Annotated in this window: 9 protein-coding genes; 8 read left to right on the forward strand and 1 reads right to left on the reverse strand. The window is 32.0% G+C overall.

Going from position 1 to position 11,827, the window contains the following annotated elements:
• Positions 1 to 13: 13 nt before the first annotated feature.
• Complete coding sequence (gene hutI / locus DFR54_RS07490) at positions 14 to 1,279, reverse strand: imidazolonepropionase (RefSeq protein WP_114289696.1); 1,266 nt, start codon at positions 1,277 to 1,279, stop codon at positions 14 to 16.
• A gap of 276 nt (positions 1,280 to 1,555) precedes the next feature.
• Between hutI and hutU the strand changes: the two genes are divergently transcribed.
• The 8 genes from hutU (at position 1,556) to purK (ending at position 11,819) form a co-directional block, all read left to right on the forward strand.
• Positions 1,556 to 3,580: a urocanate hydratase gene (gene hutU / locus DFR54_RS07495; protein WP_114289697.1), complete on the forward strand. Its 2,025-nt coding sequence runs from the start codon at positions 1,556 to 1,558 to the stop codon at positions 3,578 to 3,580.
• Positions 3,581 to 3,757: 177 nt separating this feature from the next.
• Positions 3,758 to 6,802 (forward strand): ATP-binding protein, encoded by a 3,045-nt coding sequence (locus DFR54_RS07500; RefSeq protein WP_114289698.1) that lies wholly within the window; start codon positions 3,758 to 3,760, stop codon positions 6,800 to 6,802.
• A 123-nt stretch (positions 6,803 to 6,925) separates the two neighbouring features.
• Entirely contained in the window at positions 6,926 to 7,909 is a 984-nt protein-coding gene (locus DFR54_RS07505; RefSeq protein WP_249033377.1) for an alpha/beta hydrolase, read from the forward strand.
• The gene (locus DFR54_RS07510) at positions 7,910 to 8,272 is read left to right on the forward strand and encodes an EamA family transporter (RefSeq protein WP_086342396.1); all 363 of its coding nucleotides are present in this window, start codon (positions 7,910 to 7,912) and stop codon (positions 8,270 to 8,272) included. It begins immediately after the preceding gene.
• Positions 8,265 to 8,612, forward strand: coding sequence for an EamA family transporter (locus DFR54_RS07515; protein WP_114289699.1), 348 nt, complete (start codon positions 8,265 to 8,267; stop codon positions 8,610 to 8,612). The genes DFR54_RS07510 and DFR54_RS07515 overlap by 8 nt, the downstream gene beginning before the upstream one ends.
• A 127-nt stretch (positions 8,613 to 8,739) precedes the next feature.
• Positions 8,740 to 10,137, forward strand: a complete 1,398-nt coding sequence (locus DFR54_RS07520; protein WP_114289700.1) for a gluconokinase — start codon at positions 8,740 to 8,742, stop codon at positions 10,135 to 10,137.
• Between the two features lie 79 nt (positions 10,138 to 10,216).
• Positions 10,217 to 10,705 carry a 5-(carboxyamino)imidazole ribonucleotide mutase gene (purE, locus tag DFR54_RS07525; RefSeq protein WP_086342399.1) on the forward strand — a complete coding sequence of 163 codons (489 nt, stop codon included), beginning with the start codon at positions 10,217 to 10,219 and terminating at the stop codon, positions 10,703 to 10,705.
• Positions 10,698 to 11,819 (forward strand): 5-(carboxyamino)imidazole ribonucleotide synthase, encoded by a 1,122-nt coding sequence (gene purK, locus DFR54_RS07530; protein WP_114289701.1) that lies wholly within the window; start codon positions 10,698 to 10,700, stop codon positions 11,817 to 11,819. The genes purE and purK overlap by 8 nt, the downstream gene beginning before the upstream one ends.
• The last annotated feature ends 8 nt before the right edge of the window (positions 11,820 to 11,827 follow it).

Genomic DNA, 11,827 nt, shown 5'->3' on the forward strand with positions numbered 1-11,827 from the left:
TAGTCGTTTTTAATTAAATCAGTTGTTGTTTTTTAACAACAACTTCCCCTCTTTTATAAACATCTTCAACTAAGTTAGTTGCAAAGAAATAAAGTGGATAATCTACATTTGGTGCGTCCCAAATGGCAATATCAGCTTGTTTTCCTTCTTTGAAACTACCAATTTTCTCACCTAAACCAACAGAGTAAGCCGCATTAATTGTTACAGCATTAAAGACTTGGATAGGTGTTAACCTCATTTTGAAACAACCAAGTTGCATAATGAATTGTAAGTTAGAAGTTGGGCAACTTCCTGGGTTATTGTCAGTTGATAGGGTAATAGCCATATCAGCTTCTAACATTTTTTTAGCAGGAGCATAAGTATCAGCCATTAAACTGAAAGTAGTTCCTGGTAGTAAGTTACCAATGACATTATTTTCACTCATTTTTTTAATACCTTCATCAGTTGCAGCCATTAGATGCTCAGCGCTTACTGAATGAAGCTCAGCTGCTACATCAACGCCACCAATTGAATCAATCTCATCTGCATGAATACGTAATTTAAAGCCCATTTCTTTAGCAGCAGATAAAAGACGATGAGATTGTTTAGCAGTAAAGACTCCTGTTTCACAGAAAATATCACAAAATTCTGCTAAGTTATCTTCTTTTACTTTAGGTAACATCTCAGCAATAATCATTTCAATAAATGCATCCCCGTCACCGTTATACTCAGGTGGAATAGCGTGAGCTGCCATGAAGGTTGATACTAAATCAACTGTATGGGTATGATTTAGTTCTCTAACAACTTCTAATTGACGTTTCTCAGTTTCCCAATCTAGTCCGTAACCACTTTTAGCTTCAACAGTTGTTACACCATGAGCTAACATTTGGTTAAGTAGACGTTTTGATTTATTGTATAAATTATCAAAAGAAGCTTCACGAGTTGAACGAACAGTACTTAAAATACCGCCACCTTCTTTTAAGATATCTAAATAACTAACACCATTTAATTTTTTAGCAAATTCATTTTCACGACTTCCACCGTATACTAAATGAGTATGGCAATCAATTAAACCAGGAGAAGCCAGTTTTCCACTGTAATCAACTAATTTAGTTCTTTCACCAATTAAACTAGCATCAGGTGTTCCTTGACCTACTTTTAAAATAAGACCATCTTTAATGGCAATATAGCCATTTTCAATAATTGTAGCTTCACTCATTTCTTTTCCTTTTAAAGCTCTCCCTAAATCAGTAGGGCAGAAAATCTGACTGAAGTTTGTTAAAATTTTGTCTGCGATCATGTTGTTTTTTTCCTCCTTTGATTTACAATATATTATAACAATATTTATTCGTAATTACTTTACTCTTTGCCCATCTAATTTTAGTCAAATTTGAGAAAACGGTTTTTTGACGTTTTATTTTTTAAAATAAATTGCATTTATCTTGCAGATAGACTCTAAATTGACTAAAGTAATTTATAGTATGGGTATAACCTAAAGGAACGATAACTTTAAAGAAGATATCGTAACGTATCATATTTTGTTGACTTTTTTGAAAAATATTAAGGAGGAAGTAAAATGATTAGTAACCAAACTATTAGTGAGGCAATGACAATTAAGTTGCCAGAAGTTTTACCAGATATGCCTGTATTCCAAGAGGGAATTAGACGGGCTCCAGATAGAGGATTTAGACTCTCAGAAGCACAAACTAAATTGGCATTAAAAAATGCGTTGAGATATGTACCAGAAAAATTCCATGATCAAGTAATTCCAGAATTTTTAGAAGAGTTAAGAACTCGCGGACGAATTTATGGTTATCGTTGGTATCCAAAAACTCGTGTTTACGGAAAACCAATTGATGAGTATAAAGGAAAATGTGTTGCTGCTAAAGCAATGCAAGTTATGATTGATAACAACTTAGATTTTGATATTGCTCTTTACCCATATGAGTTAGTAACTTATGGCGAAACGGGACAAGTTTGTTCAAACTGGATGCAATATCAATTAATCATGCGCTACTTAGAAGAAATGACTGATGAGCAAACATTAGTTGTTGAATCAGGACATCCATTAGGCTTATTTGCTTCTAAAAAAGATGCACCTCGCGTTATTATTACAAACGGTTTATTAGTTGGTGAGTATGATAATATTCATGACTGGGAAATCGGAGAACAAATGGGTGTAACTAACTACGGACAAATGACTGCTGGTGGTTGGATGTATATTGGACCTCAAGGAATCGTTCATGGAACATTTAATACATTATTAAATGCTGGACGTTTGAAATTAGGAATTGCTGATGACGGTGATTTAAGAGGGAAATTATTTATTACATCAGGACTTGGTGGTATGAGTGGTGCTCAAGGTAAAGCTGGAGAAATTGCTAAAGCTGTTGCAATTGTAGCTGAAGTTGACCGCTCTCGTATTGATACTCGTTTAGAGCAAGGATGGATTTCTCACGTAACTGAAACACCAGAAGAAACAATGAAACTTGCTAAAGAGTATATTGAAAAGGAAGAAACAACTTCAATTGCTTACCATGGTAATATTGTTGATTTACTTGAGTACATTGACGAAAATGATATTCATGTAGATTTATTATCTGACCAAACTTCTTGTCATAATGTATACGAAGGTGGTTATTGTCCAGCTGGAATTTCATTTGAAGAAAGAACACGACTTTTAGGTGAAGACCAAGAAACATTCCATAGATTAATTGATGAAACTCTAAAACGTCATTTTGAAGTGATTAAATCATTAACATCTAAGGGAACTTATTTCTTTGACTATGGTAACTCATTTATGAAAGCTATTTATGATACTGGAATTAAAGAAATTTCTAAAAATGGTATTGATGATAAAGATGGATTTATCTGGCCATCATACGTAGAAGATATCATGGGACCTATGTTATTTGACTATGGTTATGGACCATTCCGTTGGGCATGTTTAAGTCGTAAACATGAAGACTTAATGGCTACAGATAAAGCAGCCATGGAAGTAATTGACCCAACACGTCGTTATCAAGATCGTGATAACTATAATTGGATTCGTGATGCTGAAGATAATAAATTAGTTGTTGGTACAGAAGCTCGTATTCTTTATCAAGATGCTATGGGTCGTGTTAATATTGCCCTTAAATTTAACGAAATGGTAAGAGAAGGAAAAATTGGACCTGTTATGATTGGTCGAGATCATCATGACGTATCAGGAACAGACTCACCATTCCGTGAAACATCAAACATTAAAGATGGAAGTAATATCACAGCTGATATGGCAACACAATGTTATGCTGGTAACGCTGCTCGTGGCATGAGTTTAGTTGCTCTTCATAATGGTGGTGGTGTTGGTATTGGTAAATCTATTAACGGTGGATTTGGTTTAGTACTTGATGGTAGCGAGTTAACTGATGAAATCATCAAATCAGCTATCTCATGGGATACAATGGGTGGAGTAGCTCGTCGTAGTTGGGCACGTAATGAGAATGCTATTACAACTTCAATTGAGTACAATGAAATGCGTAAAGGTAGTGATCATATCACAATACCTTATATTGCAGATGAAACTAAAGTAGATGCAGCAGTAAGTAGTTTGTTTAAATAAAAAATGATCTGAACTTCCTATCCAAATCATTTGAATATTAGTAAACTTAGGGAGTAAAGTTGATAGCTTTACTTTCTAAGTTTTTTTATTAGTAGGTAATTGTAACGATTGTTTATTTTTGCACAAAAAAAAGTTATAATTGTGTAAGGGGTTACTTTTTTAGTGGGAGGGAATTAAATGTCAAACAAATTAACATGTCAGTTACTAGGAAACCCGGAAATTAGATTGAATGATGAACTAATGTTATTTTCGTTTTCTAAGATAGATGCCTTACTTTATTATTTATTAGTCACTAAATCTGCAAGTCGGGATGAGATGGCAGGTCTTTTTTGGCCAGATAAAAATGATCAAAATGCCAAGAAGAATTTAAGGAATGCTATCTATCAAGCCAATAAAATGTTTGGTATTGAAGTGATTAAATCTCCAAACAAGGCATTGCTGACTTTGAGTGAAGAATTAGATATAGAAGTTGATATTGATTTGTTTATGCAACATCCTAGGGAGCAACTAGAATTATACAAAGAATCATTTTTAAAAGGTTTCTTTCTTAAAGATTGTGAGAGTTTTGAGTTTTGGGTTGTTAAAATGAGAAGTTTTTACGAAAAAATATTTCTTCAAGAATGCTTTAAAAAAATAGAAACTGATATTGAAACAGGTCATTTTGATGATGTTGAAAAAAATGTGCAACGTTTAATTAACATAGATGAGTTTGATGAAACGAATTATCAATTATTAATGAAGTTTTACCAAATGAGTTACCGCGATGAAAAAGTAGTAGAAACCTACTATAACCTATCTAATTTATTAAAAATAGAATTGGGAATTACACCTAATAAACAGAGTAAACAAATCTATGAAACTTCTCTAGAAAGGCTTAATGAAGAACAGAATAAAGGTAAACAGCGATTTAGTGGTGTGTTTCATGGAAGATTTACTGAATTAAAAGAGATAGAAACAACAATTAATGCATTTAAAAACAACTTACCTTACGAGCACTTACAAATAAGCGGCGAGGCGGGTATTGGAAAAAGTACGCTAGTTGATGTGGTTTTAGATCATGTAGCAGATGATTTTACGATTATTGAGACCCAATGTTATCAAGTGGAAGAAAAGTATGCGTTTAGGCCTTGGAAAACTGTTATTAGTGAGCTGTCTAACTTAGTAAAAAAAGAGAAGATTGTAGAGTTTGAAACATGGCAAGAAGTATTGACGATGTTTTTCCCGAACTTAGATGACCACTTATTAAAAGGGAAAAATGACCATTTAACAGAAGAAATTCCTTTAGAATCTTTATCAGAGATTTTAAGTGAAACCTTGAATTTATTAGGTGCAGATAAAAAAATTATTGTGTTATTTGAAGATATTCAGTGGATGGATACTTCTAGTATGGATTTACTGACATCGATTTTATTAAACGTCTCTTCAAATGTTCTATTTATGTCAACCTCTAGAAATGAACAAAAAAATGAGTTAGAAAAATTTACAAATAATTTAGTTAAATGCCAATTACTATCAGAGATTACATTGAAGCCTTTTACTTTTGAAGAAACAGAAAGCTTTATATTTAAAATGTTACCAGATCATAAAATTAACCAACAAGGGATTAATAATGTCTTTGAACATACTGAAGGGAATTTATTCTTTCTAATTGAGTACATTTCTTTACTAAAAAGTAATGCTAATTTAAATACGATGACTGTTAAAATGAAGGATGCTTTAAAAAATCGATTCCTCTATTTAACGGAAGATGAACAAACTGTTGTTAATTTAGTTTCTTACTTTTATGACTATGTACTGTTTACAGATTTAGTAACGATTTTAGAATTACCTGAAATTCAACTAATTGATATTGTTGACTCTTTAGTTGCAAAAAATATATTAAAAGAATTGAATGTTGAAGGAGAAATGGCAGTTACATTTACTCATGTCAAATTAAGACAGTTTATCTATTTAAATCAATCAATAGCGAAAAAAAGAATTTACCATAAAAAAATTGCCGAGTGTCTTGAAAATAGTTTAACTAATGGACATACAGATTATTTGATTTATGACAATTTAGCTTTTCATTATAAAATGTCTCGTCAGGAATTAAAATCTTTAACATATAAACTGATTTACTTAGAAAAACATTTAGGCTTTTATCATGAATTATTTCCTGTTGAAGTTAACCGAGAAAATAAAAGTATGAATAGTCTACTCTTTAATCAAGAAAATGTGTTAAGAGATTTTGAAAGTATTAGAGGGATTTTTAATCAACTTGAAGAAACATATAAAGATGATGAGACTTATAAAGAATTGTTCTGTCAGTTCCTGTACTTAGAAGGTCGATTTTTAATTAAGTATGGTGAATATGAAAAAGGTGTCGCTTGTATTGAAAAAGTCATTAATCAATCTAAAGAGTTAAAAAATAATACATACCTACTACCAGGTTATAAACAAATGATTTATTATTACATTCAAATAGATGAACCAGAAAAAATGATTCACTATATTGAACTTGCTTTAGATTTATCAATTAAGCAAAATAACCATCAATCGATTGGTGTCTTATTAAGACTTAAAGGATTAAATCAGATGATGAATGGCAATAATTTAATGGCTGAAAAACTATTAAAAGAATCGATTAACACCTTCATGTTAACAGATTCCATTGCTAAAAAATATGCCGTTAATATTGCTGCTGCTTATAATTATTTAGGTGAGATTAGATTTAATGAATCTCGATTTGAAGAAGCTTATGATTATTTTTTAGAAGCGATTAATTTATGTTCAAATAAAAAATCATTATCTAGTTTATCAGTTTTTTATACGAATGCTGGAGCAGCACTTTTTGCTCAACAAAAATATGAATTAGCAGAAGATTTTTTACTTAGTTCTTTGGCAATATACAAAGAATTAAATACATTTTGGAAACGTCCTAGATTAGATGCTTACTTAGCTTTAGTTTACTATTATAAAAATGATTCTAAACAAATAAAACATTTTTTAGATAAAGGACAAGAGTTTGCTGAAACTATGAAAAATGAAAGAGATATTGGGATAGTTGCTTTTTCTAAAGCCTTAGTTTCTTATTATTTATCTCAAAATGAATCACTTTTAAAGGAACAAGATTGGTCAGAAACCCTTATAAAAAGAGGTGATGAGTACGCACAAGAAGCATTAATGTTTTTAAATGATTATCAGGATGACTATGAAAAAAGTTTAATCAAAGAAATATTTTAATAAGTAAGAAGAAGCTGAAAAATCAAATTAACTCAGCTTCTTTTTTTATATATTATAAGGCGAATATCTTTGTTTAATGCTACAATTAAGAGGGATTAAATTAAAAATTAAGGAGTTGAGAATGTGTTAAATTGGATCATTGCTATTATTGTCATTATATTAATTATTTTAGTTGCAGGTTGTATGTACGCAGGGAGCTTTTTTATTAATGCAGCCCTGTTTAAAAACTCAACATGGTATGTTAACACAGGTCATAAATTATTAAACCCAGATAATTTTGATAAAGAAAGAACTGTTTATACAGATATAGAAGATTCCCAAAATGAAAAGGGGCATAAGTTTTATGAAGAAGAAATGACCTCAGAGTGGCAAATTTCTTTAGCTGGAGAAACTCTTTTTGCTAGAGAATTTTATAAACATCCTGAAACTCATCAATGGGTAATAGCTGTTCATGGGTACCGTTCATCTGGAAAAAGAGATATGAGTTTTCCGGCACTGACTTTTTCAAATGCGGGTTACAACGTACTTGTACCAGACCTTAGAGCTCATGGGAAAAGTACAGGCGAAAAAATAGGAATGGGCTGGTTAGAGAAAGAAGATGTTAAAGCTTGGGTAAATGAAGTTATAAAAAAAGATCCCCAAGCTAAAATTATTTTATTTGGTGGTTCTATGGGAGCATCAACTGTCATGATGGCAAGTGGAGATCAATTACCAGAACAAGTAAAACTGTTAGTTGCAGATTGTGGTTATTCATCTGTTTATGGTGAGTTTTCGGAGATGTTGACATCAGCTTTAAAATTACCTGCTACACCGATTATGTTTTTTGCGAATATGTTTAGTCAAAAACGCTTAGGCTTTTCATTAAAAGAAGCTTCATGTCTAGAGCAATTACATCATAATGAGTTGCCTTTATTATTGATTCACGGAACAGCTGACAAATTTGTTCCATATAAAGCAATGGCTGAAAATGCGGCAGCTTCAAAAGGCACCAGTGAAACATTGTTAATTGAAGGAGCGCCACATCTATCATCTTGGATTTATGAAGAGGAAAATTATTTTAATACAGTATTTAACTTTATTGAAACTAATTTAAAAGGAGAAAGTTAAATGGAAACTAAAAAAAATATGAAACTTGCAATGCTTTTGATTTTATCGGCAGCATTGATGAGTAGTTTAGGGCAGTTGGCTTGGAAATTTGGAGCAGATGCTACAAGTAATGGTATGGCTATATTGCTTTATGTAATTGGTTTTGTTTTAGCTGGTTTAGGAATGGTTATCTTAATGATTGCCTTTAGATTTGGGGATGTATCGATTTTACAACCTATGATGAGTATTGGCTTTGCAATGTCGATTTTCTTTGGAGCATTATTTTTGAATGAACCTATTACGATGACTAAAGTATTTGGAACTTTATTTATTATCGCTGGCTCTGCCTTACTTGGTTATGAAGGAGGTAAAGATAATGAGTAATTTATTAATTATTATTACCATTTTAATTGTCACAACTCTTTCAGGTAGTTTAGGAGCTTTAGGTTTAAAACAAGGAATGAATGAGTTAACAGAATTAACAGTTATGAAAGCTATTACGAATAAGTGGTTGCTTTTAGGAAGTTTTCTCTACATTGTAAGTGCTGCAACAAATATTGTGTTATTCAAATATTTAGACTATTCAATTGCGTTTCCTATGACTTCTTTAACATACGTTTGGACAGTTTTTATTTCTTACTTTACGTTTAAAGAAAAAATAACGCCATTAAAAATTGTTTCAATCATCTTAATCATGATAGGTGTTATAATTATTAGCCAATAAAATTTTCGTTACAATAAACAAAGTAGCTGCGCAATAAGTATTTTACTTATTTCACAGCTACTTTTTATTTTAGAGCTTTGATTAAAGTGATAGAATAAGAGCATAAAACAAAAAAGGATGAAAATTTATGCACCAATTGACGATTGATGTGGGAACAACTCAAATAAAGTTTACCCATTTTATTAATAAAAAAGAACACCTAGCTAAAAAATTTAAAGTGAATACTTATTATGAAAAGGATGGAAAAGTCTATCAAAAACCAGCTGAAATTTTAGAAAGCATTAAAGAAGGCATCGAGTTCTTTGTTAATGAAAAGCAGATAATTGATGAGATTTATTTTAGTACAGCCATGCATAGTATTATGCCAGTTTACGAAAGAAACACAAAAGAGGAAATGTTTATTTGGTTGGATCAAAGATCAAGTAAATGGGTAGAAGCTTTCAAAAAAACAGAAAAGGCAAGCGAGTTTTATCAAAAAACAGGAACACCTATTTATGAAATGTCTCCATTTTGTAAAATTGGTTATGCAAAAGATAAAAAAAAGTTCAATGATGTTAAACAGTGGATTGGATTAAAAGAATATTTAATGGACTTCTTTACTAATCAACTCGTAGTTGACTACTCAGTTGCATCTACCACAGGTCTTTTTAATAGTTTAACAAAGGAATGGGATGAGGAAATACTAGCTTTTCTAGAAATTGAAGAAGAGAAATTAGCTTCTTTAGTTGATACTAATTGGTCAACTACTATTTCAAGTGAGATAGCCAAAGAATTGCAACTATCTCCAGCTACTAAAGTTTTTGTTGGAGCAAGTGATGGTTGTTTAGCTAGTTTGGGAAGTTACGCGGCTAATGGAACTGTTAATACTGTTACAATTGGGACAAGTGGAGCGGTTAGAAAGCTTTCTAAAACAAGAGAATTGGATCCTTCTGGTCAAAGTTTTTGTTACTACATTACAGATGAGTATTGGGTGGTTGGTGGTGCAACAAATAACGGAGGAAAAGTTCTTGAATGGGCAAGTGATTTATTTTATAGTTCGGATTCTGTCTTTAATCATTTAGATGACATATTAAAGAAATCTCCTATAGGAAGTCGAGGTGTTCAGTTCTTACCCTATATTTCAGGAGAGCGTGCTCCTTTGTGGACAAGTAACGTAACAGGAGAATTTTTAGGTTTAAGATTAGGTCATGACAAAGAAGATTTCATTAGAAGTGTGATTGAGGGTATTCTTTTAAATGCGAAATGGATAGGAGAAATTATTAACCTAGATAAACGAGCAATCTCTTTAAGTGGAGGCTTTTTTGAAGATGATTTATTAGTAGAATTAGCAGCAGATATTTTAGGAAGAAAATGTTTAATCTCTTCTTACACAGAACCAAGTTATGGTTTATTATGTTTAACAAGTTCTTTAACTGATTTTAGAGTCTTAAACTCGGAAAGTATTTTTTGTAATGAGGAGAATAATCAGTTGTATGAGGAGTATTATCAAAAATTTATCAAAACAGTAAAAACGAACAATGGGTAATTATTTTTACATAAAATTCGTTAAAATGTTGACCTCTTTTTTTATACTTGATAGAATGAGTAAAACGAGAGGAGTTCTAATGATGAATGATATTTATGTTGTAATGGGAAGTATCTCTGATTGGCCAACGATGAAAGAGGCCTGTTTGATTCTTGATGAATTTAATGTTTCTTATGAAAAAAAAATAGTTTCTGCCCATAGAACACCTGATTTAATGTTTGCTTTTGCTGAGAATGCAAAAGAAAATGGCGGTAAAATTATTATTGCAGGAGCCGGTGGAGCAGCCCATCTACCAGGAATGATTGCTTCAAAAACAACATTACCTGTTATTGGGGTTCCCGTAGAATCAAAAAGCTTAAAAGGTTTAGACTCACTACTTTCGATTGTTCAAATGCCAGGCGGAGTACCAGTTGCAACGACAGCTATTGGAACTGCTGGAGCTAAAAATGCAGGCCTTTTGGCTGTTGAAATGTTAGCTATTACAGATGATAAGCTAACAAAAAAATTAACAACTTACCGAGATAAGATGAAAGAAGCTGTGTTAGAAAGTGAGGCTCATTTTGACTAATCTAATAAAACCAGGTGAAACAATTGGAATTATAGGGGGAGGCCAACTAGGTCAAATGATGGCACTTAGTGCTAAGGAAATGGGGTTTTGTGTAGGTGTCTTAGATCCAAATCCGAATGCACCAACTGCTCAAGTTGCTGATTGGTCAATAACTGCTGATTATGATGATGAAAAAGCTATAAAAGAATTAGTTGAAAAGTCATCAGTTGTAACCTATGAGTTTGAGAATGTGAATGCCGATGTATTGAAAAAATACGTACCAGAGGAAAAACTACCTCAAGGAATTCAGATGCTCATTATTAGTCAGAATAGGGAATATGAGAAAGCTTTTCTAGATAAGTTGGATTTGCCAATCGCACCATATGAGATTATTCAAACATCAAAAGAACTAAAAAATGCTGTTCAAAAAATAGGTTACCCATCTGTTTTAAAAACCTGTTTAGGTGGTTATGACGGTAAAGGACAAGTTGTTATTCATAAGAAAGAAGATATAAATGAAGCTGAAAAATTATTAGAAAAATCTACTTGCGTTTTAGAATCTTGGCTTAAATTTGAAAAGGAAATTTCTGTGATTGTTGCAGGAGATAGTAACCAAACTTATGAAGTTTTCCCAATAGCTGAAAACCATCACAAAAATAATGTTTTGTTTAAATCAGTTGTGCCAGCAAAAGTCTCTGAATTTTCACTTGAAAAGGCTCGTCAAATAGCATTAAAGATAGCCGAAGCTTTGACTATGCAGGGAGTAATGACCATCGAGATGTTTGTGACAAAGGATGAAGAGATCATAGTGAATGAAGTTGCCCCTAGACCTCATAATTCAGGACATTATTCGATTGAAGGTTGTAACGTTAGTCAATTTGATTTACATATTAGAGGGATTTCTGGTTGGCCATTACCAAAAATATATCTACATCAGCCAACAATTATGTTAAATTTATTAGGAGAAGAAGTTACTCGTTCTCAAGTTTATATTTCTGAAAAACCTGATTGGTACTTTCATTACTACGGAAAAGACGAAGTTAAAGCTGGTAGAAAGATGGGACATATCACTATTATGACTGATAACATCACTAATAGCTTAGAAGAAATTAAACAAACAAAAATTTGGAAATAGAGAGGGAA

It is taken from the genome of Vagococcus fluvialis (assembly GCF_003337315.1).
Lineage (GTDB): Bacteria > Bacillota > Bacilli > Lactobacillales > Vagococcaceae > Vagococcus > Vagococcus fluvialis.

Excerpts from the sequence above, each read along its gene's own strand:
- DFR54_RS07510 (WP_086342396.1), top strand. The coding sequence starts at position 7,910 with ATGGAAACTAAAAAAAATATGAAACTTGCAATGCTTTTGATTTTATCG.
- DFR54_RS07515 (WP_114289699.1), top strand. The coding sequence starts at position 8,265 with ATGAGTAATTTATTAATTATTATTACCATTTTAATTGTCACAACTCTT.
- DFR54_RS07520 (WP_114289700.1), top strand. The coding sequence starts at position 8,740 with ATGCACCAATTGACGATTGATGTGGGAACAACTCAAATAAAGTTTACC.
- hutU (WP_114289697.1), top strand. The coding sequence starts at position 1,556 with ATGATTAGTAACCAAACTATTAGTGAGGCAATGACAATTAAGTTGCCA.
- hutI (WP_114289696.1), bottom strand. The coding sequence starts at position 1,279 with ATGATCGCAGACAAAATTTTAACAAACTTCAGTCAGATTTTCTGCCCT.
- purE (WP_086342399.1), top strand. The coding sequence starts at position 10,217 with ATGATGAATGATATTTATGTTGTAATGGGAAGTATCTCTGATTGGCCA.
- DFR54_RS07500 (WP_114289698.1), top strand. The coding sequence starts at position 3,758 with ATGTCAAACAAATTAACATGTCAGTTACTAGGAAACCCGGAAATTAGA.